Annotated in this window: 27 protein-coding genes; 7 read left to right on the top strand and 20 right to left on the bottom strand. The window is 61.2% G+C overall.

Annotated features, from left to right (window positions below; genetic code table 11):
• The first annotated feature begins 84 nt into the window (after positions 1-84).
• Entirely contained in the window at positions 85-648 is a 564-nt protein-coding gene (locus tag BSK43_RS07855; RefSeq protein ID WP_077468453.1) for a methylated-DNA--[protein]-cysteine S-methyltransferase, read from the top strand.
• A gap of 28 nt (positions 649-676) precedes the next feature.
• On the opposite strand, the gene BSK43_RS07850 is transcribed toward BSK43_RS07855, so the two are convergent.
• The 3 genes from BSK43_RS07850 to BSK43_RS07840 all read right to left on the bottom strand — a co-directional run bounded on the left by BSK43_RS07850 (position 677) and on the right by BSK43_RS07840 (position 2393).
• The gene (locus BSK43_RS07850) at positions 677-1228 is read right to left on the bottom strand and encodes a GNAT family N-acetyltransferase (protein ID WP_077468454.1); all 552 of its coding nucleotides are present in this window, start codon (positions 1226-1228) and stop codon (positions 677-679) included.
• 18 nt (positions 1229-1246) lie between these two features.
• Positions 1247-1621, bottom strand: coding sequence for a DUF4180 domain-containing protein (locus tag BSK43_RS07845; protein ID WP_077468455.1), 375 nt, complete (start codon positions 1619-1621; stop codon positions 1247-1249).
• A gap of 157 nt (positions 1622-1778) precedes the next feature.
• Entirely contained in the window at positions 1779-2393 is a 615-nt protein-coding gene (locus BSK43_RS07840) for a TetR/AcrR family transcriptional regulator (protein WP_077468456.1), read from the bottom strand.
• 42 nt (positions 2394-2435) lie between these two features.
• On the opposite strand from BSK43_RS07840, the gene BSK43_RS07835 reads away from it, so the two are divergent.
• Complete coding sequence (locus BSK43_RS07835) at positions 2436-2984, top strand: DUF6622 family protein (RefSeq protein ID WP_348641743.1); 549 nt, start codon at positions 2436-2438, stop codon at positions 2982-2984.
• A gap of 18 nt (positions 2985-3002) precedes the next feature.
• Here BSK43_RS07835 and BSK43_RS07830 read toward each other — a convergent pair whose 3' ends face one another.
• Positions 3003-3854, bottom strand: a complete 852-nt coding sequence (locus BSK43_RS07830; protein ID WP_077468458.1) for a LysR family transcriptional regulator — start codon at positions 3852-3854, stop codon at positions 3003-3005.
• 103 nt (positions 3855-3957) lie between these two features.
• Here BSK43_RS07830 and BSK43_RS07825 point away from each other — a divergent pair, with 103 nt between their 5' ends.
• Positions 3958-4944, top strand: coding sequence for a zinc-dependent alcohol dehydrogenase family protein (locus BSK43_RS07825; RefSeq protein WP_077468459.1), 987 nt, complete (start codon positions 3958-3960; stop codon positions 4942-4944).
• 12 nt (positions 4945-4956) lie between these two features.
• Here BSK43_RS07825 and mug read toward each other — a convergent pair whose 3' ends face one another.
• From mug to BSK43_RS07805, 4 genes are all read right to left on the bottom strand, one after another.
• Positions 4957-5538 (bottom strand): G/U mismatch-specific DNA glycosylase, encoded by a 582-nt coding sequence (mug, locus tag BSK43_RS07820; protein WP_077468460.1) that lies wholly within the window; start codon positions 5536-5538, stop codon positions 4957-4959.
• 87 nt (positions 5539-5625) lie between these two features.
• A complete protein-coding gene (locus BSK43_RS07815; protein WP_077468461.1) occupies positions 5626-5877 on the bottom strand; it encodes a hypothetical protein in 252 nt (83 codons plus the stop codon).
• Positions 5878-5991: 114 nt separating this feature from the next.
• Entirely contained in the window at positions 5992-6600 is a 609-nt protein-coding gene (locus BSK43_RS07810) for a TetR/AcrR family transcriptional regulator (protein WP_077468462.1), read from the bottom strand.
• A gap of 98 nt (positions 6601-6698) precedes the next feature.
• Positions 6699-8210 carry an FAD-dependent monooxygenase gene (locus tag BSK43_RS07805; RefSeq protein ID WP_077468463.1) on the bottom strand — a complete coding sequence of 504 codons (1512 nt, stop codon included), beginning with the start codon at positions 8208-8210 and terminating at the stop codon, positions 6699-6701.
• A gap of 316 nt (positions 8211-8526) precedes the next feature.
• Here BSK43_RS07805 and BSK43_RS07800 point away from each other — a divergent pair, with 316 nt between their 5' ends.
• Positions 8527-8967 carry a hypothetical protein gene (locus tag BSK43_RS07800; RefSeq protein WP_077468464.1) on the top strand — a complete coding sequence of 147 codons (441 nt, stop codon included), beginning with the start codon at positions 8527-8529 and terminating at the stop codon, positions 8965-8967.
• 102 nt (positions 8968-9069) lie between these two features.
• On the opposite strand, the gene guaA is transcribed toward BSK43_RS07800, so the two are convergent.
• The 3 genes from guaA to BSK43_RS07785 form a co-directional block, all read right to left on the bottom strand.
• Positions 9070-10632, bottom strand: coding sequence for a glutamine-hydrolyzing GMP synthase (gene guaA, locus BSK43_RS07795; protein ID WP_077468465.1), 1563 nt, complete (start codon positions 10630-10632; stop codon positions 9070-9072).
• Between the two features lie 102 nt (positions 10633-10734).
• Positions 10735-11376 (bottom strand): 5'-methylthioadenosine/S-adenosylhomocysteine nucleosidase, encoded by a 642-nt coding sequence (locus tag BSK43_RS07790; RefSeq protein WP_077468466.1) that lies wholly within the window; start codon positions 11374-11376, stop codon positions 10735-10737.
• Positions 11373-11822, bottom strand: coding sequence for a PaaI family thioesterase (locus BSK43_RS07785; protein ID WP_037197294.1), 450 nt, complete (start codon positions 11820-11822; stop codon positions 11373-11375). The genes BSK43_RS07790 and BSK43_RS07785 overlap by 4 nt, the downstream gene beginning before the upstream one ends.
• A gap of 163 nt (positions 11823-11985) precedes the next feature.
• Between BSK43_RS07785 and BSK43_RS07780 the strand changes: the two genes are divergently transcribed.
• Positions 11986-13062 (top strand): DUF2252 family protein, encoded by a 1077-nt coding sequence (locus tag BSK43_RS07780; protein WP_077468467.1) that lies wholly within the window; start codon positions 11986-11988, stop codon positions 13060-13062.
• Between the two features lie 20 nt (positions 13063-13082).
• Here BSK43_RS07780 and BSK43_RS07775 read toward each other — a convergent pair whose 3' ends face one another.
• On the bottom strand, positions 13083-13883 hold the full coding sequence (locus tag BSK43_RS07775) for an alpha/beta hydrolase (RefSeq protein ID WP_077468468.1): 801 nt from the start codon (positions 13881-13883) through the stop codon (positions 13083-13085).
• Positions 13884-14217: 334 nt separating this feature from the next.
• Here BSK43_RS07775 and BSK43_RS07770 point away from each other — a divergent pair, with 334 nt between their 5' ends.
• Entirely contained in the window at positions 14218-14898 is a 681-nt protein-coding gene (locus BSK43_RS07770; protein ID WP_077468469.1) for a GntR family transcriptional regulator, read from the top strand.
• 12 nt (positions 14899-14910) lie between these two features.
• Here the strand turns inward: BSK43_RS07770 and BSK43_RS07765 are convergent, their stop codons facing one another.
• From BSK43_RS07765 to BSK43_RS07750, 4 genes are read right to left on the bottom strand one after another with little or no spacing between them, the layout of a single operon-like run.
• Entirely contained in the window at positions 14911-15996 is a 1086-nt protein-coding gene (locus BSK43_RS07765; RefSeq protein ID WP_077468470.1) for a DUF1513 domain-containing protein, read from the bottom strand.
• Positions 15997-16001: 5 nt separating this feature from the next.
• On the bottom strand, positions 16002-17111 hold the full coding sequence (locus BSK43_RS07760) for an imelysin family protein (RefSeq protein ID WP_077468471.1): 1110 nt from the start codon (positions 17109-17111) through the stop codon (positions 16002-16004).
• A complete protein-coding gene (locus tag BSK43_RS07755) occupies positions 17111-18670 on the bottom strand; it encodes a di-heme oxidoredictase family protein (RefSeq protein WP_077468472.1) in 1560 nt (519 codons plus the stop codon). Before BSK43_RS07755 ends, BSK43_RS07760 begins: the two co-directional genes overlap by 1 nt.
• A gap of 45 nt (positions 18671-18715) precedes the next feature.
• The gene (locus BSK43_RS07750) at positions 18716-20005 is read right to left on the bottom strand and encodes an imelysin family protein (RefSeq protein WP_077468473.1); all 1290 of its coding nucleotides are present in this window, start codon (positions 20003-20005) and stop codon (positions 18716-18718) included.
• Between the two features lie 216 nt (positions 20006-20221).
• Between BSK43_RS07750 and BSK43_RS07745 the strand changes: the two genes are divergently transcribed.
• The gene (locus tag BSK43_RS07745; RefSeq protein ID WP_077468474.1) at positions 20222-20725 is read left to right on the top strand and encodes an HPP family protein; all 504 of its coding nucleotides are present in this window, start codon (positions 20222-20224) and stop codon (positions 20723-20725) included.
• Positions 20726-20732: 7 nt separating this feature from the next.
• On the opposite strand, the gene BSK43_RS07740 is transcribed toward BSK43_RS07745, so the two are convergent.
• The 4 genes from BSK43_RS07740 to queG form a co-directional block, all read right to left on the bottom strand.
• A complete protein-coding gene (locus tag BSK43_RS07740) occupies positions 20733-22022 on the bottom strand; it encodes an RsmB/NOP family class I SAM-dependent RNA methyltransferase (RefSeq protein ID WP_077468475.1) in 1290 nt (429 codons plus the stop codon).
• 211 nt (positions 22023-22233) lie between these two features.
• Positions 22234-22602 carry a septal ring lytic transglycosylase RlpA family protein gene (locus BSK43_RS07735; protein WP_077468476.1) on the bottom strand — a complete coding sequence of 123 codons (369 nt, stop codon included), beginning with the start codon at positions 22600-22602 and terminating at the stop codon, positions 22234-22236.
• Between the two features lie 396 nt (positions 22603-22998).
• On the bottom strand, positions 22999-23871 hold the full coding sequence (locus BSK43_RS07730; RefSeq protein WP_077468477.1) for an SDR family oxidoreductase: 873 nt from the start codon (positions 23869-23871) through the stop codon (positions 22999-23001).
• Positions 23871-25028, bottom strand: a complete 1158-nt coding sequence (queG, locus tag BSK43_RS07725; protein WP_077468478.1) for a tRNA epoxyqueuosine(34) reductase QueG — start codon at positions 25026-25028, stop codon at positions 23871-23873. Before queG ends, BSK43_RS07730 begins: the two co-directional genes overlap by 1 nt.
• Positions 25029-25068 lie beyond the last annotated feature (40 nt).

Below are 25068 nucleotides of genomic sequence, written 5' to 3'. Positions count from 1 at the left end.
ATTCCGCTCCGGCGCAAGAATCGGGTTGAATTCCCCGCCCTGCGGTACGATTTTCATGGCAAGTGGAAACACGGAGCTTCGGTCATGAACGAGACAAGGCAAGACTATCTGATCTTCGAAACCGCGGGCGGTTTTTGCGGTATCGCCTGGAGCGATCTCGGTGTCATACGCTTCCAGCTGCCGACGAAGGATGCCGGCGCAACCGAGCGGCTGCTTCTGCGCCGCGTACCGAATGCGCATCCCGGCACGCCGATGCCTGAGGTTGCCGAGGTCGTTGCCAAGGTGAAGCGGTATTTTGTGGGCGAAGAAATCGATTTTTCCCGCGTCAGGCTCGATCTTGGCGAACAGGATGAATTCTTCAAGCAGATCTATGATGCCGCGCGGCAGATCGGCTGGGGCCACACCACGACCTATGGCACGCTCGCCAAGCAGCTTGGCGCCGGGCCGGAGGCCGCCCGCGATGTCGGCCAGGCCATGGCAAAGAACCCGGTCGCACTAATCATCCCCTGTCATCGCGTTCTGGCGGCAGGCGGCAAGATCGGCGGCTTTTCAGCGCCCGGCGGCTCCAACGCCAAGGCCCATATGCTGGAGCTGGAGGGCGTTCAATTGGCGCCGCCAAAGCCGGTGCAGCAGTCGCTGGGATTCTAGGCGGCAGTATTGCGCCGGACGTGTCCCGTCAGTCCTTCGCCAGCCGGCGGGCGCGGGAAAACAGCAGCGTTTCCTTGTCGTTGAGGCGCACCGGTTTCGGGTCTCCGTAGCCGGCCTTTTCGGCGACGCGGATCGACGCCGTGTTATCGGGCGAGATCAGACAGACGCTGTGTTCAAAGCGTGGCTGCTCGTCGAGCCAGGCGGTGGCCGCCGTCAGGGCTTCCGTGGCAAGTCCCTTGCCATGCGCCCATGCCGAGAAGGCCCATCCAGCCTCCGGAATGCTCTTGATGGATGGTTCCATGATGCGATGGAAATCGGCAAAGCCGAGATCGCCGACATAACGGCCGGATGATTTCTCGCGGACCGCCCAATATCCATGCCCCAGAAGCGGCCAGAGGCCGTGGTAGGAGAGCATTCGCATCCAGGATTCCCGTGAGGTCGATACCAGATTGCCGAAGATGTGCTTTACGACAAGCGGGTCGCTCCACATGGCCGCAAGCGGTTCGAAGTCGTCAAGCGTATGACCCGTCAGGAACAAGCGCTCGGTTTCGAGTGTTGGCGGAGATGTGGCTGGCTTCATGCGGGCGGCTCTTTCGGGTTAGCTCGGGGAGTTTTGCTGCAGGCGTTCGGCAAGAGCATCCAGGTCCGGCAGGAACCAGACTTCGCGCCCCTTGTTGGCTTCATAGACGAAATCCCGCAAGGCATTGCTGCCGGTGACCCATCGGGAGATATCGCCGATGACGACGAGCTGAGAGCGGTAGTTGACGAATTTCTGGATAATGCCGCCGGCAATGCGGGTGGAGAGCTGGAAGAAATCCTCGTTCAGCCGCGATACCGGAACGACCACGAGGGTGGCCTCGGCGTCCCATGCCGCGCTGATCCAGTCGTTCACGTCTCTTTCGCTTGTGAGAAGCGTGCCGCTGTCGTCGCCGATAATGGCCTTGCGGCCGGAGAAGTCCTTGACTGTAAACATGCTATTCGACTTTGCCTGCTGTTATAAAGATCAGCTCTCGCCATCATCCCGTGTGTGGAGGGGCGATAGCTATCATCTAGGCGCCCATAGCCTAGAGCCTAGATTTAAGGCCTTGGCGCGGATTAGGTGTTGTCGATCGGGGCCGATCTGCCCGAAACTAGGCGCGATCGCCAGGCTCCGATGATGTCGGAAGCCCCTTGCCGGACAGTCGCAATACCGCAGCGACCAGGGTATCAGGATCTGCGCCCGGATCGAACTGACCGTCGATCATCAGCAGCGACAGGCCGTGGGTCAAGGACCACAGGAACAGCGCCGCCGTGCTGACTTCGCTGGCTGGCACACGCTTTGACAGGCCGGTCTTCAGGACCTCGTAAGCGTCGGAGCGCAGCGCACGAACCCTCTCATCGGCTGCGAAAGCGCCCCTGAAGCCCTCACCGAACATCAAGCGGTAAAGTCCCGGATTGTCGCGGGCAAAGCCAACATAGGCCATGCCTGCCGGTCCTAGCTGCCCCTTCGCATTGCTGGGAGCGGCCTGCAGGCGCTCCGCCAGCTCGGCAAATCCGCGCTCGGCAAGCGCCACCGCGATGTCGTCCAATCCGGAAAAATGGTGATAGGCGGCTGGCGCGGAGACGCCAACCCGGCGGGCTATTTCCCGAATGCTGAGTGCAGCCGGGCCCCCTTCTTCCAGCAGGGCGCGTCCGGCTTCAAGGAGGGCATTTCGTAAATCTCCATGGTGATAGCGCGCCGGCGCGCCGGCCTCTGCTGTCGTCAATGCATTTTTCTCCTATCTTTACGTCGTTAAGATTATCGGCTAATTCTCGTCCAACCGCAATCCTGCCGCTACGGAGTTCCGGCGATGACCCATATTCCGGCCTATGTCTATTGCCTGTTTCTGCTGCTGATATGGATGGGCGTCTCGCGATGCCTGCCGCGTACGGTCCGGATCGAACGTCTCGCCATAATGCCCATCATCATGGTCGTTCTCGGTATCCGCGGCTTCGAAGGCCTTTTCTCGCAGCCGACCCTGCTCGACCTGCTTCTGGCGGCGGTGGGCCTGGGCATTGGCATGGCAGTCGGCTGGCGCCACGTTAGTGCCTGGAAGATTGGAGTCGACAGGACGAAGGGCGCGCTCTCCCTTCCTGGCGATATCATGATGCTTGTCATCATCCTCGCGACTTTCGCGTTTGAATTTCTGTTGCATGCCGCGGCAGAGATGCATGCGGCCTGGTTTTCGGCGCCGGCCGCCCCGCCGCTTGCCGCGGCGATCTGGGCCGGCTTTATCGGCATGACGCTCGGCCGGAACCTGCACCTGCTGTCACGCTACATGAGTGTGCCTGAGCGGTCTGCCGATCAATTGGGCTAGGGGTCCGTCCGTCATCGCCTACCGGCCGAGTCTGTCGATCACGAGGTCCATCAGTGCGCGCAGGCGCGGCATGCGGCGCATGTCGCGATGATAACCGATCCATGTATCGCGGCCGGGCGGCGGTTCGCCAAGGTCGACGAGCTCCACGCCAGGCGTGGCATCACCCAATGGACGCGGGAGAACAGCGACGCCGACCCCGGCGGCGCAGAGACGGGCCTGAACCTCTCTGTTGTTGCTTCGGCTGATCACCGAGGCCTTCGGCAACTTTTGCTCAATCCAGGCCACGTCAGGCATGCCGCCGAAGGCGGTGTCCATGAGGACGAGACGGAAGCCTGCGCCATCGCCCGCAACCGGATGTACCTCGTCCTTCCTGATGTAGACCCCATAGGGAATATGCAGCAGCCGGCGTGAGACGACCTCGGGCTCATCGAAAGCCTTGATCCGGAAAACCAGATCGGCTTCCCGCCTTGGCAGGCTGTAAAGGCGGGCATCGGTCAGAAGCTCCACTGCGACCTTGGGATGGAGGCTTGCAAATTCTGTAAGCACGGGCGTCAGCATGGTGACACCGAACCAGTCGGAGCACGAAACCCGCAGCAGCCCGCTGAGTGCTGTTTCGGCACCCGCCAGTTCCCGCCCGATGGCGATCGCTTCCTCTTCCATCCGTTCGGCATGGGCAAGCACGGCCTGTCCCTCGTCGGTCAGCACAAAGCCGTCGCTGGTGCGCTGAAACAGCCTTTGCCCCACAGCATCTTCCAGCGCCCTCAGCCGCCGACCCATAGTCGGCTGGGTTTGCCCCAGCGCGCGGGCCGCCGCGCCAAGCGTGCCCTCCCGCGCTATGGCGAGAAAAATGCGAAGGTCGCTCCACTCCATAGTTTTCGTCCAAACAAAAATGCATGATCAACGAACAATACTTATGATTTCCATGCAGACAAGAGAAGGGCATCCTTGCAACCAAATTAGAAAGGTTGCTCCCATGAAAGCTCTTATTGTCGAACATGCCCAAGGTCCGTTCACGATCAAGGACGTTCCCAAGCCCACGCCAGGACCTGGCGAGGTCCTGGTCAGGATCCACGCAAGCGGCGTGAACCCGCTCGATACGAAAATCTGGGCGGAGGCAGCCGCCCATGCCCGCCATCCCTTGCCAGCTATTCTCGGTATAGATCTGGCCGGCACCGTCGAGGCGGTCGGCTCTGGCGCCGAAGGCTTCTCTATCGGAGACGAAGTCTATGGCATGACCGGCGGCGTGGGTGGAGTGCAGGGATCGCTGGCGGAATATGCTGCCGTCGATGCCAGATTGATCGCCCACAAGCCGGCAAATCTCTCGATGCGAGAGGCGGCCGCACTTCCGCTGGCAGTCATCACCGCCTGGGAAGGCATGGTCGACCGCGTCGATGTCAGGGAAGGCGATACTGCACTGGTGATCGGTGCTGCCGGCGGGGTAGGGCATGTCGCTCTTCAACTCGCCCGCTCGCGGGGAGCCATAACTTACGGCGTCGATCGCGCCAAAGCCGCAGATTATCTGCGATCGATCGGCGCTACGCCGGTCGACCGCGATACCGCTGTCGGGGACTATGTACGCGATCTGACCGGCGGCAAGGGTTTTGATGTCGTCTATGATTGCGTCGGGGCGCTCGACGACGCCTTCCTCGCGGTCCGTCGCTTCGGCCGGGTTACCAGTTCGCTCGGTTGGAGCACGCATTCCCTTGCGCCGCTTTCATTCCGGGCAGCCACCTATAGCGGCGTCTTCACCTTGCTGCCGCTTCTGACCGGTGAGGGTCGCGAGGCGCATGGACGAATTCTTAGTGAAGCGGCAAGACTCGCCGAAGCCGGAAAGCTCATGCCTCGTCTGGATGATCGCCGCTTTTCGTTCGATCAGGCCGGCAATGCCCATGCGTTGGTCCGTGAAGGATCCACGCGCGGAAAGATCGTCGTCGAAATAGTTGCCGACAGTCTCCGCTGAAAGCTGGCTCGCCTATTCAGAAGGCGCTGATACCTGGCCAATTGCCAATTTCATCTCGCGATAATGCTCCGTCAGTCTTGCGAGATCGAAAGCCCTGTTGAGGCCGCTCGGATTGGGAAGCACCCAGACTGAGGCGCCCGCAAATCCATCCGGCTGCATGCCCCATTCGATTTGCGGGCGAAGGCTGATCGCCGCATAGGCGGCCTTGCCCAGAAATGCGAGGTTGGCGGGAGCGAGCCTTCCGATCTTCTCCTCCAATATAGGAGCGGCGGTGATGTAGTCGCGCTTGGTAATTTCGCTGGCGCTTTTTGTCGGGCGCGAGACCGCCGATGTCAGGCCCAGGCCATATTGCAGCATCTCGCGCTCTTCTTCCGCCCGCAGTAGGCGAGGGGTAAAACCGGCGAGATGCAGGACCCGCCAGAAGCGGTTGCTCCGGTTCGAGAAGTTATGCCCGTCCCGTTGGGCTGTGAGCGCAGGATTGAGGCCGCAAAAAACCACGGAGAGGTGAGGCGCGAGGATTTCAGCCAGCCCGCTCGCTTGAGCTGCGGCCTTTGCCTGACCATCCATGCCCTCGGCTATGGCATCATCTTGCATATCAAATTCCCTGCGGGAGCGGAGGCGAGGCGTCGTGTTTGTCGCCTCGCCAAGCTAGCCGATAAACCATCGCTCGGCCACGGGCGCCTAGGCTTCACTTGCGGCTGAGGGGCTTTCCCGGCGGTTCCTGGATAGTTTTCTGGCAGTTGGGACAATGCCATAGATCATCGCCGTCACCATCGGCGGAACGACGACTGCCGTGGCTCCAGCCTGTCCCAGGCCCTTCGTCACATGAAACAGAAGCAAGTTCAGCGCGTTGACGAGCATATATCCCCCGGCAATGGCTGTGATCAGAAATCGAGCTTCGAGAAAAAGGGTTGATGAGAAAAAGCGTCTCATAAGACCTCCAAATAACGGGATGTTGCAGAGCAATTTTTATCTAAACGATACGGATCGTTTCGTAAAGCCGCGGCAGGCAAAAAACTGCACTTGCGGGCAGCGGTGCTTGTTCCGTCAGGATTTGAGATGGGTTGGCAGCCCGGCGATCTGCGCCATCGCGGATCGGATCCCGTCTTCGCGATGCAGGTCGCCGGTCAGCAGATGAAACCAGCTGAACCCGACCCAGAGCGGGAGCTTGCCGTCAATGTCTTCGAGGCGAACCTCGCCGCGGGCCGCGGCGGATGTCAGCAGGTGCCTGACGTCGGCGGTACGCTCGGGAAGGAACCTGTCGCGCAAAGCCGCCAGTGCCTCCTTCGTGCCCTGTGCTTCGGCAATCAAGCCTCTCAGAGCGGCCCCTGCGGGATGGGACGCCCAAAATCGCCAAAGGCTGGTCGTGTATTGCTCGAGATCGTCGATCAGGCTTCCCGTATCCGGCACCTGCACGAAGGTCGTTCGCTCGGCGGTATAGATCGCAATGAACAGGTCGGCCTTCGTCGGATACCATCGATAGATCGTCGTTTTCCCCGCGCCTGCCCGGCGTGCGACTTCATCGACGGAAAATCCGGCATAACCTTTCTCGCCGATGAGTTCCTTGGCGGCCGCAAGCACGGCCGCCTCAGTTTCCGGGCTACGGCGCGATCCGATGGATGTTCGCTTTTTCGCGGCAAGGGGCGTTGTGCTCATTCATCAGGCCTAGCTCAACTCGATGCCGTCGATCAACAGCGAAACGACCCAATGTCTCCGAACCTGCATATCGGGCGACCCGAGTCGAGGCCAGCGGCCTATGCCATCATCGGCGCTCCGAACCAGGTGGTTAGCGCGTCTGTGAGCCCTAACTGGGTTAGCTCTCCCACCCAAGCCACATGTCCGTCGGGCCGGATCAACACGGCCGAGGGGGCGGCAACCGTTCCGATCGCCGGAAGCTCCCATGGACCAACATATTGGGCGTCGACCAATTGGACCCTATCTGCCCATGGTGCGATGTCCAAGCTGCCGGGCTCACCAAGATTGAGCAGTACTGGCCGAGCACTGTGCAGCAGGGAGAAGACCCTGAGCGGGCCTTCGGTCGTGATCAGGTCGAGATCGGGCATACGGCGCCCAAGCAGCGGGTTTCCCGCGCCAAGATCGTAGTGGATGTCCAGGCCGGACATGACGGCGGCATATTGTCTGCGTGGCTCGTCCATGTGGAGTAACTCCGCAACAGTGTCACGCAGGGCCTTTGCGCGTTCATCGGGGCGGCGAAGCGCGACGGAGGCCATAGTGTTGCGCAGCACGCGGGCAGCAACCGGATGACGCTCGGCATGATAGCTATCCAGAAGGCTCTCCGGCGAAGTCCCCTTGACCACCTGCGCCAGCTTCCATCCCAAATTCACTGCATCCTGCACTCCGGTATTGAGACCCTGCCCCCCATCCGGAGCATGCACATGTGCGGCGTCGCCGGCGAGCAGTACGCGGCCGCTACGGTAGGATGCCGCCTGGCGCGTCGTATCGGTGAATCTGGAAATCCAGATGGGATTGTGGGCACCGTAGTCGGTGCCGTACACGGCGATAAGAGCTTCGCTTAGATCACGTAGCGTAGGTTCGCTCGAAGCGCCCACCTGCGGCTCGGTCACCATCACCCCTACTGGCCCCTCATCCTTAAAGATGACCTTGCCGTCGCGGACCTCATATTCGAGCCTGCCAAGGGAGTGCAGGCCGAGGGCATCGTGGCGGATGCCCAACTCCGGTTCCTCGGTCATCTCGACTTCGGCGATGAGATTGCTGACGGTTGGATCCCAGCCCGGGAATTCGATGCCGGCTGCTTTTCGGATAAGGCTGCGTCCTCCGTCGCATCCGACGAGATATTGCGCCCGCAACGACTTGCCGTCGGCCAGCCGGATATCGACGCCCGTATCGTATTGCGTGAAGCCGGTGACTTCACTACCGTAGTGAATTGGCACCGCCAACTCGCCGACCCAATCTGCCAATATGCGTTCAATATGTTTCTGCCACAGCCCAAGCCCGTAATTATGTCGTGTGGGAAAATCGCTGATATCGAGGCGCACGGAGGCGAAGCTCGCGACCTGGGCTACCTGCCCCTCTGAGAGAAACCGATCCGCAATCCCACGCTGATCGAGGACTTCGATGGTGCGTGAATGCAGACCACCCGCGCGCGATCCGACAAGCTCCCGATTGGGACGCCGCTCGACAATCACAACGTCCACACCAGCCAACGCCAATTCCCCCGCCAGCATCAGTCCCGTAGGTCCGCCTCCGGCAATCACCACTGCATGTTCCGTCGTGGATATACCCATCTCCGCACTCCCTTTTTTGGCCGAGGCCAAGGCTTATACGGGAGATGCTGGGTCTTGACGCAAGCCCCTTGTGCGCCACATATGTAGACTAGAGGGAGACGTATTCGTTTCTTTTTGCGGTCAGCAGATGACCGCCGGCCTGATCGGAAGGCGCGTTTCCTCATTTCCACTCATTTATTTGAATGTCTTCTAACACATTGTTTTTAGCGTGCTTTGGAACCAATAGCGCGCAAGATCGTTCATCTGTAACTTTCATACGACGGTGACGTCGTGCCCGGCCGGCTGGGTAAGCGGCGCTCTTGAGGAATAGCTCATCATGAAGATTTCGTCCGGATTTCGCTCAGTCGCGGTTGCCGCCATCGCCACTGCAGGAATTAGCTTTGCCAGCGTCGCGCATGCTGAAAGCGGCACGATCCGTTTTTCCGTCTATAAGGCCGCCTTCTTCGTCGGCGGCTCCGGAGGCGAGGGCACGCTGACCTTCCGCGGTCACCGCTATCCCGTGTCGATCGGCGGTATCTCGGGCGGTCTCGCCTTCGGTGCCTCCAAGACCTATTTCCAGGGTACCGTGCGCAACATTCGCCGCGCTCAGGATGTATCGGGGATTTACGGTGCAGCCGGTGGCGGTGGCGCGGTCGGCAAGGGAGCTCAGATGATTGTCATGACCAATGACAAGGGCGCTCAGCTCGAGTTGACGGGCCGCCAGGTCGGTCTGCAGGTCAATGCCGATATCAGCGGTCTGAGCATCAAGGTTAAGTAAGGGCGTCACTCCAGTCGCCAATTCCCCGGATGAGCCCGATTTGCTGAATTCGGCAAATCGGGCGCTTCTGGGAAAGTCGCGTTTAGGGATGCTGCTCGCCCTTTATTCCCACTCGATCGTGCCGGGCGGCTTCGAGGTCACGTCGTAGACCACGCGGTTGATGCCGCGGACTTCGTTGATGATGCGGGTCGCGGCGCGGCCGAGAAATTCCATGTCGTAGTGATAGAAATCCGCCGTCATGCCGTCGACCGATGTCACGGCGCGCAGCGCGCAGACGAATTCGTAGGTACGGCCATCGCCCATGACGCCGACGGTCTGGACTGGCAGCAGCACGGCGAAAGCCTGCCAGATGGCGTCGTAGAGGCCGGCCTTACGGATCTCGTCGAGATAGATGGCGTCGGCTTCGCGCAGGATCTCCAGCTTTTCGCGGGTGATGCCGCCCGGGCAGCGGATGGCAAGACCCGGACCCGGGAAGGGATGACGGCCGATGAAGCTGTCGGGCAGGCCGAGCTCCTTGCCGAGCGCGCGCACTTCGTCCTTGAAGAGTTCACGCAGCGGCTCGACGAGCTGCATGTTCATGCGCTCCGGCAGGCCGCCGACATTGTGGTGCGACTTGATGGTGACCGAAGGGCCGCCGGTGAAGGAAACGCTCTCGATCACGTCGGGATAGAGCGTACCTTGACCGAGGAAATCGGCGCCGCCAAGCTTCTTGGCTTCCTCTTCGAAGGTCTCGATGAACAGACGGCCGATGATCTTGCGCTTGGTCTCGGGGTCGCTCACGCCTTCCAGTTCGCCGATGAAACGGTCGGAAGCGTCGACATGCAGCAGATGCAGATTGTAGTGCTCGCTGAACATGGCGACGACATTGGCCGCCTCGTCCTTGCGCATCAGGCCGTGGTCGACGAGGATGCAGGTCAGCTGATCGCCGACCGCTTCGTGGATCAACAGGGCTGCGACGGAGGAGTCGACGCCGCCTGACAGAGCGCAGATGACGCGCTTGTCACCGACCTGATCGCGGATCGCCTGGACCGCCTTGGCGCGATAGGCCGACATCGACCAGTCGCCCTTGATCCCTGCAATATTGTGGATGAAGTTGCCGATCAACTTGGCGCCATCGGGCGTGTGCACGACTTCCGGATGGAACTGCACACCGTAATATTTACGCTTCTCGTCGGCGATGAAGGCGTAAGGCGCGTTCGAGGAGGTGGCGACGACTTCGAAGCCATCAGGCAGCGCGGTGACGCGGTCGCCATGGCTCATCCAGACCTGATGGCGCGAGCCGGAGGACCAGAGGCCCTCGAACAGCGCGCAATCCTTGTTGACGTCGAGGAAGGCGCGGCCGAATTCGCGGTGATGTCCGCTCTCCACCTTGCCGCCGAGCTGCATGCACATGGTCTGCTGGCCGTAGCAGATGCCGAATACGGGGATACCGCTGTCGAAGATGATCTGCGGCGCTCGCGGCGAGCCTTCATCCACGGTCGAGGCCGGGCTACCGGAGAGGATCACGGCCTTCGGCTGCAGCCGCTTGAAACCGGCGTCTGCGGATTGGAAGGGGACGATTTCGCAATAGACGCCCGCTTCGCGCACACGCCGTGCGATGAGCTGCGTCACCTGGCTGCCAAAATCGACGATGAGAACGGTGTCTGGATGTGCTGTCTGGGTCATGGCGAGCCTTTAATGAAAAGCGCTTTCGCTGGCAATCGGGCAAATCACGCCGGAGCCGATTTTATTGTCCCGATTGTCCTCACATAGGGCGGTTTTGATCCGTTAAAACCAGAATACGCCATCTTCCAGCGCGGTAAACAGCCCGTCGACGGCCTCGGAAAGCTTACGGTCGATCACATGCAGATATTCCGTCCAGTCGGAAATGCGCTGCAATTCGACCTGCCCATCGGAAATCCCACGCAGCCCGATCAGCGGCCGGCCGTAGATCTGGCAGGCGCGCAGCACGGCGAAGGTTTCCATATCGACCATGTCGGTGCCGATACGCTGGTAGGCCTCCGCGCCGGAAACGATATTGCCGCCGGTCGAAAGGCTCGCTTCGGCAATCGCGGGAATGCGCAGTGGCAGTTCGAGCGTGGCCGGCAGGTCGAGGAAGGGCGTGCGCCCCTTCTCGAAGCCGAGCGGCGAGGCATCCATATCGCGGTAGGATACGGAGCTGACCTGATATACTTCGGTTTGCTCCAGCTTGGCGGAGCCGGCCGAGCCGAGCGAAACCACGAGATCGGGCAGGTCGTCATGGGCCTCGAGCTGGGCGAAGGCGCGGGTCAGCGCGATTGCCGCCTCGACAGGGCCGACGCCGGTCATCAGCGGATCGATGCGCGAGCGCAGGAAGGGGCCATATTCGGCCTCGGCCGCCATCACGAACAGGATCGACTTGCCCGAGACGCGCTTCAATTCGAATTTCATCCGCTAATTCCCTCTCTGCCCCGGATGACCATCATCGTTCCGGTCATCGAGGCAATCAGCTTGGCCGGTCCGTCGCCGATCGCATAGCCGCGGCCGTCGGCGACAATGATCGTCGTGCCGGGCTTGGTGACATCGCCGCGAAACAGGAAGCGTTCGCCGCGTCCCGGCGACATCAGGTTGATCTTGAATTCGATTGTCAAAATAGATGCGGAGGGATCAATGACGCTGTAGGCAGCAAATCCACAGGCCGAATCCAGCGCGGCGGCGATGATACCGGCATGCAGAATGCCGTGCTGCTGTGTCAGCTTCACGTCGAAGGGCAGCTCAATCTCGACGGCACCATGTTCGACGCGTGTCAGTTCCGCGCCGATGGTCGCCATCGCTGCCTGCCGCTCGAAGCTTGTTCTGATGCGGGCCCGAAAGTCGCCGCTGTCTGCCTCTGTCATGCCGTTCCCCTTCGCGGGTGCGAAATTGGCATGGAGAGGCGGTTTGGACAAGGGTCAAGACTTGGAAAAGAAGTGCCTTCGTGGCGTCCATCGCTGACGTCGAATTTCCTCCGTCGCCGGGGCATGCTATCCGGAACAGGAAAACTTGCTGCAAGGAGCATCGATGACCACGATTCTGCAATCGGTGGCGGCATACGAGAGCTGGATGAAGGCGCAGCTCGGCAGTGATCTGGTCGAGGCGGGTCTGGCGAAAAAGCACAAGCTGATGAAGAGGGACAGCTTCTCCTTCCTGCGCGGAACCTATTGGCGCTGGGCCGAAACCATCCTCGGTATTTGCCCTACTCTCGCCAACGCGCCGCAGGTACTGGCAATCGGCGACACGCATCTGGAAAATTTCGGCACCTGGCGCGATGAAGAGGGTCGGCTGGTCTGGGGCGCCAATGATTTCGACGAGGCGGCCGTCATGCCTTATGCCCTCGATCTCGTGCGGCTGGCGACGAGCGCAATGCTGGCGAGAGGCAGTGTCAGTCCGACACCGCGCGCCATCGCCGCTGCTATCCTTGCGGGCTATCGCCGCGGCTTGCAGCAACCATCGTCAGTCATTCTGGAGCGTGACTACAAATGGCTGCGCAATGAGGTGCTGCTGTCGAATGCCGAGCGCAAGGCCTTCTGGGAGAAGTATCGCAGCCTGCCGTCGGCGAAAGATCCTGTGCCGGAACCCTATCTGAAGGCGCTGCGCCGGGCGTTGCCGGATCCGATGACGACATTCGAAGCCAAGCCGCGCACGGCCGGCACCGGCAGTCTCGGCCGTCCGCGCTTCGTCGCCTATGTCGAATGGCGCGGCGGCCCGGTCCTGCGCGAGGTCAAGGCGCTGCTGCAGTCGGGCTGGTCGCTCAAGCATAATCCGTCGGACGAGGCTATTCATACCGGTGTTATCGCAGCCGGGCGGGCGCGCTCGCCCGACCCACGCTATCAGGTGAGCGGAAAATTGCTGGTCCGCCGTCTGTCGCCCAACAGCCGCAAGATCGAAGTCGGTGGCGACGCCGAGATGCTGCTGTCGACTGAGATGCTGGATCTCATGGGCTTCGAGATCGCCAACTGCCACGCGGGCGATGCCTCGCGCATATCGGCTATTCTCGCCGATCTCGATACGCGAGGGGCGGATTGGTTGCGGACAGCGGCCAAGGCAGCCGCTGTCGCCGTAAATGCGGAGCAGGCTGAGTTCGCCAGGAAAGGCTAGCTCAGCGGTAGCCCATCGGCCTAGTGCCCGGCGGCTTCGAGGATCAGACGGGCGATCGTATCGGGGTAGGAGATCAGCGCGAGGTGGCTCGCCTTCACCTCGATGGTCTTGGCACCCATGCGCTTGGCCATGAAACGCTCGAGGTCGGGATTGATCGTCCGGTCTTCGGTGGAAACCGCATACCAGCTCGGCTTTGAATGCCATGCGGCCTGGGTCGTCTTGCCAGCGAGGAGTTCCTTGTGGAACGGCTCCTGTACGGCATAGAGAACCTTGGCCTTGGCTTCGGGCAGATCGCCGGCAAAGTCGCGCAGGAAGGCTTCCTCGCTCAGGCGGCCCTCATCGCCGTCAAAGACGATGCCGGCCGATGCCGGCGGCGTCGGATAAGTCTTGGCGAGCGCCGTGTAATCTTCGCCTGCATCCGGCGCGCGGGCCGCAACATAAACCAGCGAAGAGACCTTCGGGTGTATACCTGCCTCGGTGACGATCATGCCCGAGAATGAATGACCGACGAGCACGGTCGGGCCATCCTGGCGATCGAGAACGCGCTGGGCCGAGGCGACGGCGTCCGGCAGCGTGGTCAGTGGGTTCTGCACTGCAGTACAGTTCAGCCCCTTGGCCTGCAGTCGCGCGATGACCTCCGACCAGCAGGAACCATCAGCAAAAAGCCCATGCACCAGCACAACGTTGCGCGCCTTTTGCGGTGCGGAGACGGCCGCGCCGGTGCCAGCGGCGCTAGTGGCGGCCATGCCGCGGGTGGAAACGAGGGAAGCGGCGGCACCGGCGACAAGTGCGGCCGAGAAATTCCGTCTGGTTATCATCATGGTCCTGATCCTTTGCGTGGGAGGGGCGAAATCGACGGCAAAGGGCCTTCCGGCCGAGATGCTGGGCGACTGGTCTCTCGGGATGTCATCGTGGTGGGAAGCTCATTCCGTCCGAAGCCTCCGGGTGAAATGGGCTCTGCTTGCATTCTGATTTGGCGCTCCGGCCACTCTTTGTATGCAGAAGATGGTCGAATGAATGTTTTTGTATTCTCGTCGTTGATAATGGTCAATGATTGGATGCGTAACAGTTGCGTGATGACATTTTTGCATGCAAGATGCGTCAATGGTGGCGCTACCGCATACAAGGTAGTGCCAAAATGCCTTGGGGTGGAAAATGACGAATGAACTCGAAGATGCCGCCGACGACCGCGAATTGCTGTCGGACCGTATCCGCAATGCCCTGGCGGATGAGATCGCGGCCGGACGTCTGGAGGCGGGCGCCGCCCTCGACGAGCAGCATCTTGCCGATCGTTTCGGTGCTTCCCGCACGCCGGTTCGTGAAGCGCTGCGGCAATTGGCGGTGAGCGGTCTGGTCGAGGTGCGGCCACGGCGCGGGGTCGTCGTTGCCCGCATGACGCCGGAACGCATCATGGAGATGTTCGAAACGGTGGCGGAGATCGAGGCCTTGTGCGTGCGGCTCGCCACCTATCGCATGACGCCCCTGGAGCGCAGCCATCTGATCGAGCTGCACGATGCCTCCGAGGCGATCGCGAAGAAGGGTGACTTCGATGCCTATGATGCGTTCAACCGCGCCTTCCACGAGGCGATCTATCGTGCGACGCATAACGGCTTTCTGGCCGAACAGGCGATTGCCATTCACAGCCGCCTGACCGCCTTCCGCCGGGCTCAGTTACGTCAGGACGAGCGCCTCGATCGTTCGCGCGCAGAGCACGAGGCCATCATGCAGGCGATTGCCGAAGGCGATGGCGAGCTGGCATCGCGGCGCATGCGAGCGCATATGCTCAACGCGGCGACGGCGCTCCGCCGCTTCATAGAGGCCAGCAAGCCGGTCTGAGCCGGGATCCAATCAACCTCGGGCGATGCGGACGATATGCTGATCCCAGGCGACGTCGCTATGCTCACCCAGGAAGTCGCCCTGATAGGAGGATACGGCGAAGCCATGGCTGGCTGGCGCGATGCCGGCCGCATCGGGCACGCTTTCAACCTTCAGCACCTTGCCGGTTCTGGCATCCAGCGTCACTGATGTCCCCTCGACCGGCGACGTCACGCCCACGAGGTTTTCGGCACGGTTGACGGCGATGGCACCGACATAGTTGCCGAGCGCGCGGGTCGTGTCATCGGGCAGGGAGACGAAGGTCAGATCCTCGCCCCTGGCGAAATGGCCGACGAGCGGCGGCAGATCGTTGCGATGGCCTTCATACTGACAGGCAAACCAGACCCGGCCGCTCGCGTCGATATCGACATGCCGCGTCGAAACCTGCGCATATTGCGCCGGCAGGACATGTTTCTCGATCAGCCGGCCGCTTGCCGCATCGATCAGCGTCAGCGAGGGTTCCATATGGTCGAGATTGAGCTTGGTGCGTCCGAAATCCGGATGCGTTTCGATACCGCCATTGGCGACGATCAGGTACTTGGCGTCATCAGAAACGGTCATGTCATGTGGCCCGACGCCATAGGTCTCATATTCGCCGATGCGGGCAAAGCGGTTGCGCGCATCATAGAGCCCGATGATGCCGCGATTGTCGTCGAAGTCGTTCTCGCTGGCGTAGAGCAGCCTGCCATCCGGCGAAAACGTGCCGTGCCCGTAAAAATGCCGACCTTCTCTAGCGCTGATGACGATCGGTTCGGCCTTATTCCAGGGATCGAAGATCATCGCATAGGTGCCCGGTCGACGCGCGAAGGCGACGGTCTTGCCCGTCGCCTTCGAAAAGGCCATGCCATGAGCGCGAGCGGGCAGGGCCACTTGATCGACGATCCGGCCCCGTTCCGTCACCGTCGCTACGGCAAAGGAGCCGTCGGCGGCGCGAATGCCCGAGGCATAAACGGCATCGGCGCGCTCGAGAGCCATCAAGGCGCCGGGCTTAAGCGCCGCGAGGAAGGTCAGCCCCGCAGCCTTGACGAAAGCTCTCCGGTCGATCAGCCCGCTGCGCATCGTGGTCAGTCCCCGTCGGCGAAGGAGAAGCCGGCGGAAAGGCCGATGGCGCCGCCATATTCGTCGCTGAAGGCGGTGGTGAGATCGCGGCTGACGGCGAGCAGCTTATCGATCTTGGCGCGTTCCGCATCGTTGCCGAGGGCCGTCTCGATGTTGGAATTGATCGTCGGTGCGGTCGTCGCAAGCTCGTTCAGCAATCCGTCGATCTTGGCGGCGGCGTCACGCTTGTTCGCCGGCAGCAGGCTTGCCATGTCGGCTTTTTCCCAAAGGGTCTTGAGGCCTTCGATGTTGCCGGTGAACGAGGTCCAGGTGTTGCCGGAGCGCCAGTAGATCGCCATCTTCGGCCGCGCCGACGCAGGGTCGCCCTTGTAGAAGGTCTCCAGCCGCTGATCGCGGACATTGGCCGCGCCATGCACGAGGATGCCGAGCAGCGCCGTGACGGCTTCCTTGTTGTCCATGAAATCATCGCTGGACTTGCCCGGATATTTCCAGGATTTCTGCACGCCATCGGGTGCATCCCATTCGTCGGCGATTTCCTTGGCGGTGTTCTCGATATTGCCGGCGACGGCCGCGCCATAACGGCAGCGGAAGCCCTGCTTCTGGGTGGCAAGAACGTCCGAGCCGGTGCCGTAAAGCACATATTCCAGCGCCATCATGCTCATCAGCGCCACGCTCTTGCCGGCGACGGCCTCGACCGTCGTGTCCTTTTCGTCGGCCTTGGCGATCAGCGCCTGCACTTGCTTGAGGCCGACGCCCTTGCGGTCCGGGTAGAACAGGATGTGCTCGAAGCGGTTCTTGTCGATGATCGGGCCGGTATCGACGATTTCGATGCGCGACCAGCTCTTCACCGTGTCGCCGAAAGCGGATTGGGCGCCGGTAAGCGTTGTGGCGGAGGGATCGGCGCAAAGCGCCTTCATCGCCACGGTCAGCTTCGAGGCGGACTCGTGCATGGCGCGGTAGCCCGGACGAATGACGTCGTCCACCGCCTTCTGCAGGGTTGCCGGCACCGCGGCTTCGTTCAAGCCGGCGCCGTTGGTCGTCGCGTCCTGTGCATGGACGGGCAACGCCGCGACGGTGAGGAGAAGGCTGGCTGCGAGACGTTTCCAGTGGCGCATCAAAGTGACTCCAGAAAGTTGATGAGGGCTTGCCGATCGTCCTGCGAAAGGTCGGCGAATGCGTTGCGGGCTTTTTCCGCCTCTCCTCCATGCCAGAGGATGGCTTCGGTCAATGTGCGGGCGCGACCGTCATGCAGATAGGCCTGCCGGCCGCTTACGGTTTGTGTGAGGCCTATACCCCAGAGCGGTGGCGTGCGCCAATCGCTGCCGGACGCGACGCCCACCTGCTGGCCGTCGGAAAGGCCTTCACCCATATCGTGCAGCAGGAAATCGGAATAGGGCCAGATCAGCTGGAAGGCTTGCGGAGAGCCCTTGCCGTCGCCGCCCTTGATGTCGTCGCGGGTGACGAATTTCGGCGTGTGACATGAGGCGCAGCCGGAGCGATAGAACATCTCCTTGCCGTGCAGCACATCGGGAAAGCTTGCCTTGCGGCGGGCGGGCACAGCGAGGTTTTCGGAGTAGAAGGTGACGAGCGGCAGGATCGGATCCGGCGCCTCGGTATCGCCCAGGCGCTTCTGCACGCCATTCGGCATGGCAAGGCATTGCGGTTCCTTCACCGTACAGTCGCCATAGGGGTTCGGCCGGTCCGGCGTGGAAATGCCGATATCGACCGAGAAGGCATCCGCCACCTGGTCACGCACGCTTGCGTTCTGGGCCTTCCAGCCGAAGCGGCCGAGCGCGATCTTACCCGTGCGGTGATCACGGACGATCGCGGGCTTACCGCGAATGCCGGTGCCGTTCTTGCCGTCCGGATCGGCATTGGCGAGAATGTCCGCCTCTGGAATGGCCTCGATCAGGCCGAGGCCGATCATCGGCGGCGCGATGCGGGGCGAGAATGTGGTGGTCGCGTCGCGCGGCCCATAGGCGAGATCGGTCACGCCGTAATGCGGCTTGCGCAGCATCACGGTCTCGCCGCCGTCAAGCGTCACGGTTTGCTCGCTATAGCTCACCGTCACCTTGCCTTCGGCGGCAAGGCCCGGCACGGCGAGGTCCTGCAGCTGTTTGCCATAGGTCGAATCGGGGAAGTTGAGCGCGCTGAAATCTTTGGCTGCCTGCTCCTCCTCCGGCGTGGCGGCGGGCCGAGCCAGACGCAGCACCATCGAGGTTGCGGCGGCTCCATCGGCGTCCGGCGGATGACCGCGGCCGTCGCGGATGTGGCAGCTCTGGCAGGAGCGGGCATTGAACAGTGGCCCCAGCCCGTCGGAGGCCTGCGTTGAGGAGGGCGCCGAAACCCAGAGCTTGCGGAAGAGGGCGTTGCCGAGATGAAAATCCTGCCCTTGCTCTTGGCTCAAATTGGCCGAGGGTTGCGAGAAGATATCGCGATTGACGGGATCGATCGACGTCGAGGCACCGCCCTGCATCGCTTCATAGGCTTCGGCCTTGAGGAAATTGGTGGTCGCGCGGGTCACGTCGTGCACCCGCTTCAGCTGTTCGGCGGAAAGATCGGTGCGAACGGTCGGAAAATCGAGAATGGCCGCCGCCGCCAAAGTGATGGAGAAAACCAAAAAACCCGCAGCTAGGGCGGGCAGCAGGGCGCGGTTGGCCGGGATGCTTGTCATGGGTGTTGGGGCGACAGCGCCTTTTAGCGCTGCCGCCATTCCCTATTACTTCTTGGTGAAGACAGCGTTCGGGTTGTCCAGGCTGTCCGAACCTTCGAGCTTGATCGTGCCGAGATCCAGAGAAGCGATGACGCGCTGGATGCTCTTCGTCTGGTCGAGCAGGCCGTCGATAGCCTTCTGAACAGTCGCGTTGCCTTCCTTATTGCCTTCGCCGATCATCTGGTCGTACTTCTCGACCGTCTCGCCGCGATGCACCAGCGCCTTCATGGCTGCAAGCGTCGTGTCAAGCTTGCCTTCCATTTCCTTGTCGAGCGCCGGATCCTTGGCCTTCACCAGATCATGCAGGGACGGGCCCTTCAGCTTGGTGCCGTCGACGCGGGTATAGTTGCCGGTATAGGCAGCCGCGATGCCGATGGCGTCGCCATTGTGCTCGTTGTAGGTGTTGTCAGAGAAGCAATCCTGCTCTTCTTCGGGATCGTGCAGCAGCAGGCCGAGCTTCATGCGCTCGCCGGCAAGTTCGCCGTAAGAGAGGGAACCCATGCCGGTGAGGATGGCGGTGAGACCAGCCTTCGGATCGGCTTCGACGTGTTTGGTGGCTTCGCCTTCCGGCGCCCATTTGTCGGTCATATCCTTGAGATCGGCAACAAGCAGCGTCGAAGCAGATTTCAGATATTCGGCACGGCGGTCGCAATTGCCATGCGTGCAATTCTTGAGGTCATAGTCGGTTGCGGGGCGTTCGCCGGCGCCCGGTCCGGTGCCATGCAGGTCCTGGCCCCAGAGCAGGAATTCGATGGCATGGTAGCCGGTCGCGACATTGGCTTCGACACCGCCAGCCTGATGCAGCGTGCCGGAGAGGAATTCCGGCGTCAGATGCGAAGCGTCGACATCCTTGCCGTTGATCTTGATCGTCTTGTTGGCGATGACATTGGCGACATAGAGCGCGTTCTCATCGCTTTCCGTGCCATAGGAAGCGTCGACATAGTCGATCAGGCCTTCATCCAGCGGCCAGGAATTTACCTTGCCTTCCCAATCGTCGACGATCGAGTTGCCGAAGCGATAGGCTTCCGTCTGAGCATAGGGAACGCGAGCCTTGATCCAAGCCGCGCGGGCTGCCTTCAGCGTCTTGTCGGTCGGGTCGGCAAGCAGGGCGTTGATTGCCTTGTCGAGCGTCTGCGCCGTCGTCAGGGAGTCCTGATATTTGGCATGTGCCACTTCGGCGTAATGCTTGAGGACGGCAGCTGGCTCGGGAGCGGCTGCAAGGGCGGGCAGGCCGGATGCGGCAGTCGTAGCAAAAGCGACCGCAAGCACAGCACCAAAATTGATCTTCAGTTTCATGTTCCTCTCCTGATGACGGCGGGGGCACCGTCAGAAACCTATGCTTTTGTGTCATGTAGGAAAATTAAACTTGTGTCAAACGCTCTAGTTTAGAATAATTTTAAGGCAGAAAATTATTGGTTCCGACTGGATGAATGGAATGGATTTGCTTGAAAAAGCGGCAGATACAGGTCAAAAAACAGGCAACTAGTTTCAGTCGGGCCTCGAAGAACCTTCATGCGTCGCCATTTCAAGCATTTCATTCACCGTCATGAGCCGAAGGGCCATTGGCACGGGCACCTGAAGTCGGGTGTCGGTGCCGTGACCGGCATGACCGCCGTCGGTGCCCTGGCGATCGCAACTGGCATTCCCCTTTTGATTGCGCCTTTCGGTGCGACGGCCGTGCTGATCTTCGGCCAGCCGAAGAGCCCGCTGGCGCAGCCGGCCAATGTGCTCGGCGGCTATCTGCTGGCTGCCTTGATCGGCAGTCTTGCCATGGCGCTTCTGCCGGGTCTCTGGTGGGCTGCGGCGGTCGCCGTCGGCCTTGCCATCGCGGCGATGCTCATTTTAAGGGTGACGCATCCGCCAGCCGGCGCCGTGCCGCTGGTGGCATTGGGGTCGCATCTGTCGGCATGGATGCTGCTCACGGTGGTCGGCCTCGGCGGCCTGCTGCTCATCGCCATTGCCGTGCTGCATCATCTCATCCCGCCCCGGCAGCAATATCCGCTGCGGGCAGACTGATTTCATTTTAGATTTTGCGCTGCAGGCGGCAAAAGAAGAAGCCGTCCGTATCCGTGGAGGCGGGTGTCAGCGTAATGGTCTTGCTATCGGACGAGAGCGGCCGCGGCGTGTCCTTGCCGAACAGCTTTTCCCAGGAGCTCAGCGCTTCCACCACCTCGAAGCTCGGATTTTGAGCTGCGAAACGGTTGACCTGCGCCTCGTTCTCTTCAGGCAGGACCGAGCAGGTGACATAGAACAGCGAGCCGCCGGGCCGGACGAATTCGCCGGCCTGCGCCAATGCTTCCTGCTGCTGGCTGGTGCGCTCGTCGAGGTTCTTCTGCGTCAGCCGCCATTTCGTATCAGGTCTGCGGCGCCAGGTGCCTGTGCCGGTGCAGGGCGCATCGACCAGCACCTTGTCGAACTTGCCGCGTAGCGCAAGCAAGGCATTGCGTTCGTCATGGACCTGCACGTTACGGGTGCCGGCCCGCTTCAGCCGCTCGATGATCGGCGCCAGCCGCCGCCGGTCGCTATCATAGGCGTGAACCTGACCCTTATTGTGCATGGCAGCCGACATGGCGAGGGTCTTACCGCCGCCGCCGGCGCAATAGTCGAGCACCTGATCGCCTTCTTCGGGCAGAACGAGATCGGCAACGATCTGCGAGCCCTCGTCCTGCACTTCGAACCAACCCTTCTGGAAGGAAAGTTCGGCCGTGACGTTCGGCAGGCGGGACGCGCCTTCACCGGCGGGAATGCGGATGCCGAAACGGGCAATCTTCGATGCCTGTGCTCCGGCGCGATCGAGCGCCTTCACCACCTTGGCACGGTCGGCCTTCAGCGCGTTGGCGCGAAGATCGAGCGTCGGGCGTTCGGAAAGGGCTTGCGCCTCGGAAAGCCAGTCATCACCGAAGGCAAGCTGGAAGGAAGGTTCAACCCATTCGGGGATATCGCCCTGAATATGCCGGGGCGCGTCTTCGAGCTTGCGGGCGGCAAAGGCGGTCAATGCCTCGGCGCTCGGAGCCTCGGGGGCGAATTTATCGCCATCGAGTTCGGCCGCCAGCGCTTCCGGTGTCAGGCCCCATTGGCGAAAGAGAACTGCATGAGCAAGCGCCGAAGGGCTGTCGTCGCCCATCAGCCAGGCATGCGATAGCCGCATGCGCAGCGCGTCATAGACGATGTTGCCGATCGCGGCGCGGTCGCCGGAGCCGGCAAAACGATGGGCAAGACCCCAATCCTTCAGGGCGTCGGCCACCGGTCGCTTGCGCGCTTCGATATCGGCAAGAACCTCGATGGCACCCTGCAATCGGCCGCCCAGACGCATTCACACTCTCCTGCTTGCGCACCGTCCCAAACTCGACTGAGTATACCGGGAAACGTCACGCTCTACCAAAATCGCTGACACCTCATCAATCCGCACGAATAATGCACATGGCGGCGGATTATTAAGACGTCCCAACCGCGTGGTAGCCGCGATTGACGGAGAGAGCAAGCGTTGTGCCGAAATGCCCTATGCTTCCGGCCAGGTCGATCGATTACTTCGAAGCGACGACCTCGTAGCAGACGCTGGCGGTGCCGGAGGCAACCATGCCGATATCCTGCGCAGCGGCGCGGGAGAGATCGAGGACGCGGCCGCGAATGAACGGACCACGGTCGTTGATGCGAACGACGACGCTACGACCATTGTGCTTGTTGATGACCCGCAGACGCGTGCCGAAAGCAAGCGAGCGATGAGCGGCAGTAAGGTTCTTGGAACTCATACGTTCCCCGGAAGCAGTTCGGGAGCTTCCCCCGTACCATGAAGCGCCTCCACATCCAGTCGAGGCTATTGCCTGAGTCGAAAGAAGAGCAAAGGAGGCGGATATAGTTGCGGCGATTGCCAAAGAACGTTTGAATTTCGTCAAACCGAGTTTTCCCTCAAGCTATTGAACTTGCGCCTTGGTAGGCGGCGGGGGCTTAAATCCGGCCAAAAATGGCGAAAAAGTGCCTTTTTCGATCACGGAATGTTACAGTCTGTAACATTTGCGGATCGCATCAAATACTGTGACTATTCAGTGGATTTGCTGAGTTACGGAAAAAACCTAATAAAATCAGTTAAAAATGGAACGATTATTCTCACGGGCGTGCTGCAGTGCAACAGATCACGAAATTAGGAAAAATAATTTTGCTGCTTTGCCATAATCGCTGCCCCATTTGAGCCAATTTAGAGGTCGTTAACCTTAAATGCGGAGAAAATTGAACTATGGTAGCCGGCCAAGTAGGAATTTTCATGCGATTTAACTTGGTTGCAAAACCAAATTTCAACCCCGCCACCGCCCCGAAGACCAAAGTTCGGCAAGCGACATGCGGTATTCGGGGTAGCGAAACGCAAAGCCGAGCGCGCGCAGTTTCGCATTCGAGACCCGCTTGTTCTCGCCATAGAAGGAGCGTGCCATCGGGGTCAGCTCGGCCGTCTCGAAAGGCTGTTCGGGCGGCGGTTCTATGCCCATCAACCGGGCGGCCTCGGCGACCACATCCTGCGGCGGTGCGGGCTCATCGTCGGTGACATTATATATGCCGCCAAGCTTGCGATCTGAGAGGAAGCGCGCACAGCTGCCGATATCCTCGACGCGGATGCGGTTGAAAACCTGGTTTGCCTTGATGAGACGCCGTGCCGTACCCTTGTCGAGATTGCTGAAAGCGTTGCGGCCAGGGCCATAGATGCCGGAGAGTCTCAGCACGGCAACGGGCAGGTTCAGCCTGATGCCGACGCGCAGCCAGCCATCCTCGGCTTCGACACGCTCGACGGACCGCGCCGCGATCGGATGCAATGACGTCTCTTCGTTGATCCAGGCGCCCTTATGGTCGCCATAGACGCCAACCGTCGAGAGATAGCAGACCCATTCCAGCTTCGGCATCAATGCGCGCAGATTGAGTTGCGCCAGCCGCAGCAGCGGGTCACCAATCTTGCCGGGTGAGATCGATTGCACCAGATGCGTTGCGGATGTCATCGCCTCAGCTAGAGCCGGGTCGAGCGTTTCGCCGTCGAAAACGAAGGCCTCGATGCCGTCCTTTTCCAACAATGCCGCCTTGTCTGCGGAGCGGGTCGTGCCGGTGACGCGAATGCCGGGGCCGGCGAAAGCCTTGGCAATGGCCGTTCCCGAATAGCCGCAGCCGAAAATCATCACATGCATCACGCAACTCCCGCCATTTTCCATTCCGCGCGAACCTCTTCGTCCGGCTCGTCATCTCTTTCTGCCGCAAATATCAGGAACTCGCCAGCCGTCATCAGTCGCGACAGCGCCCAGACGGCCATGCCACGCACGGTGGGCGAGGGGTCTTTTGCCAGATGTTGGCAGGCGCCGATCAGGCTGGATTCGCCCGAATTTCCGGCGGCGATCAGTACATTGCGGATAAAGCGATCACGACCGATACGCTTCACCGGCGAGCCGCTGAAGAACGTGCGAAAAGCGGCGTCGTCCAATGTGAGCAGAAAGGCGATCGACGGCTCCTTCAGGTCTTCGCGCGCGACCAGCTTCATCTCCGAGGCGACGCTTGCGAACTTGTTCCAGGGACACGCGGCAAGACAGTCGTCGCAGCCATAGATGCGGTTGCCGATCATCGGGCGGATCTGCGGATCGATCGGCCCCTTATGCTCGATGGTGAGATAGGAAATGCAGCGACGGGCGTCGAGCTGATAGGGCGCTGGGAAGGCGGCGGTTGGGCAGGCGTCGAGACAGGCGCGGCAGGAGCCGCAATGGTCGGGCTCGGGTTGGTCCGGCTCAAGGTCGGCAGTGGTGAACATAGAGCCGAGAAACAACCAGGAGCCGAAGCTGCGGTTGACGAGATTGGTGTGCTTGCCCTGCCAGCCGAGACCGGCCGCACCGGCCAACGGCTTTTCCATAACCGGTGCGGTATCGACGAAGACCTTGACGTCCTCTTTCGAGCGCGCCGCAAAGCGCGTAGCGATCTCTTTCAGCCGCCCCTTGATGACATCATGATAGTCGCGGTTCCGGGCATAGACCGAGATTGCCGCCTTGTCCTTCTTCTCCAGGATGCCGCGCGGATCCTCGTCGGGACCATAATTGAGACCGAAGACGACGATGGAGCGGGTCTCGCTCCAGAGAACACGCGGGTCACCGCGCCGCTCTCGCGTCTCCTCCATCCAGTTCATGGTGCCGTGGTGGCCCTGCTCCAGAAACTGGCCGAGCCTGACTGCGGCTTCGGGAATGGCGTCCGGCCGCGTGATGCGACAGAGATCAAAGCCTTGAGCGTGTGCCTCTTCACGCAGAAAGACCGTTAGCGCGCTTCGTCGCTTGTCGGCTTTCTCCGCTTGGCGATCATCGGGCATATCCAGCCCTCGTTAGAGCATTTCCAGGAAAAGTGCGTAG

Origin of the sequence: Rhizobium sp. P44RR-XXIV, from assembly GCF_001999485.2 — a bacterium.
Taxonomy (GTDB): Bacteria; Pseudomonadota; Alphaproteobacteria; order Rhizobiales; family Rhizobiaceae; genus Rhizobium.
Note: the sequence above shows the minus strand (reverse complement) of the source record. Positions and strands in the feature narration are given on the sequence as shown.

What these genes read in the sequence shown, in the direction of transcription:
- BSK43_RS07770 (WP_077468469.1), top strand. Translation starts at nt 14,218, where the DNA reads ATGACGAATGAACTCGAAGATGCCGCCGACGACCGCGAATTGCTGTCG.
- BSK43_RS07850 (WP_077468454.1), bottom strand. Translation starts at nt 1,228, where the DNA reads ATGAAGCCAGCCACATCTCCGCCAACACTCGAAACCGAGCGCTTGTTC.
- BSK43_RS07830 (WP_077468458.1), bottom strand. Translation starts at nt 3,854, where the DNA reads ATGGAGTGGAGCGACCTTCGCATTTTTCTCGCCATAGCGCGGGAGGGC.
- BSK43_RS07785 (WP_037197294.1), bottom strand. Translation starts at nt 11,822, where the DNA reads ATGACAGAGGCAGACAGCGGCGACTTTCGGGCCCGCATCAGAACAAGC.
- BSK43_RS07755 (WP_077468472.1), bottom strand. Translation starts at nt 18,670, where the DNA reads ATGACAAGCATCCCGGCCAACCGCGCCCTGCTGCCCGCCCTAGCTGCG.
- guaA (WP_077468465.1), bottom strand. Translation starts at nt 10,632, where the DNA reads ATGACCCAGACAGCACATCCAGACACCGTTCTCATCGTCGATTTTGGC.
- BSK43_RS07765 (WP_077468470.1), bottom strand. Translation starts at nt 15,996, where the DNA reads ATGCGCAGCGGGCTGATCGACCGGAGAGCTTTCGTCAAGGCTGCGGGG.
- mug (WP_077468460.1), bottom strand. Translation starts at nt 5,538, where the DNA reads ATGCAAGATGATGCCATAGCCGAGGGCATGGATGGTCAGGCAAAGGCC.
- BSK43_RS07745 (WP_077468474.1), top strand. Translation starts at nt 20,222, where the DNA reads ATGCGTCGCCATTTCAAGCATTTCATTCACCGTCATGAGCCGAAGGGC.
- BSK43_RS07760 (WP_077468471.1), bottom strand. Translation starts at nt 17,111, where the DNA reads ATGCGCCACTGGAAACGTCTCGCAGCCAGCCTTCTCCTCACCGTCGCG.
- BSK43_RS07805 (WP_077468463.1), bottom strand. Translation starts at nt 8,210, where the DNA reads ATGGGTATATCCACGACGGAACATGCAGTGGTGATTGCCGGAGGCGGA.
- BSK43_RS07730 (WP_077468477.1), bottom strand. Translation starts at nt 23,871, where the DNA reads ATGCATGTGATGATTTTCGGCTGCGGCTATTCGGGAACGGCCATTGCC.
- BSK43_RS07845 (WP_077468455.1), bottom strand. Translation starts at nt 1,621, where the DNA reads ATGTTTACAGTCAAGGACTTCTCCGGCCGCAAGGCCATTATCGGCGAC.
- BSK43_RS07775 (WP_077468468.1), bottom strand. Translation starts at nt 13,883, where the DNA reads ATGATGATAACCAGACGGAATTTCTCGGCCGCACTTGTCGCCGGTGCC.
- BSK43_RS07810 (WP_077468462.1), bottom strand. Translation starts at nt 6,600, where the DNA reads ATGAGCACAACGCCCCTTGCCGCGAAAAAGCGAACATCCATCGGATCG.
- BSK43_RS07825 (WP_077468459.1), top strand. Translation starts at nt 3,958, where the DNA reads ATGAAAGCTCTTATTGTCGAACATGCCCAAGGTCCGTTCACGATCAAG.
- BSK43_RS07790 (WP_077468466.1), bottom strand. Translation starts at nt 11,376, where the DNA reads ATGAAATTCGAATTGAAGCGCGTCTCGGGCAAGTCGATCCTGTTCGTG.
- BSK43_RS07815 (WP_077468461.1), bottom strand. Translation starts at nt 5,877, where the DNA reads ATGAGACGCTTTTTCTCATCAACCCTTTTTCTCGAAGCTCGATTTCTG.
- BSK43_RS07780 (WP_077468467.1), top strand. Translation starts at nt 11,986, where the DNA reads ATGACCACGATTCTGCAATCGGTGGCGGCATACGAGAGCTGGATGAAG.
- BSK43_RS07800 (WP_077468464.1), top strand. Translation starts at nt 8,527, where the DNA reads ATGAAGATTTCGTCCGGATTTCGCTCAGTCGCGGTTGCCGCCATCGCC.
- BSK43_RS07750 (WP_077468473.1), bottom strand. Translation starts at nt 20,005, where the DNA reads ATGAAACTGAAGATCAATTTTGGTGCTGTGCTTGCGGTCGCTTTTGCT.
- queG (WP_077468478.1), bottom strand. Translation starts at nt 25,028, where the DNA reads ATGCCCGATGATCGCCAAGCGGAGAAAGCCGACAAGCGACGAAGCGCG.
- BSK43_RS07855 (WP_077468453.1), top strand. Translation starts at nt 85, where the DNA reads ATGAACGAGACAAGGCAAGACTATCTGATCTTCGAAACCGCGGGCGGT.
- BSK43_RS07740 (WP_077468475.1), bottom strand. Translation starts at nt 22,022, where the DNA reads ATGCGTCTGGGCGGCCGATTGCAGGGTGCCATCGAGGTTCTTGCCGAT.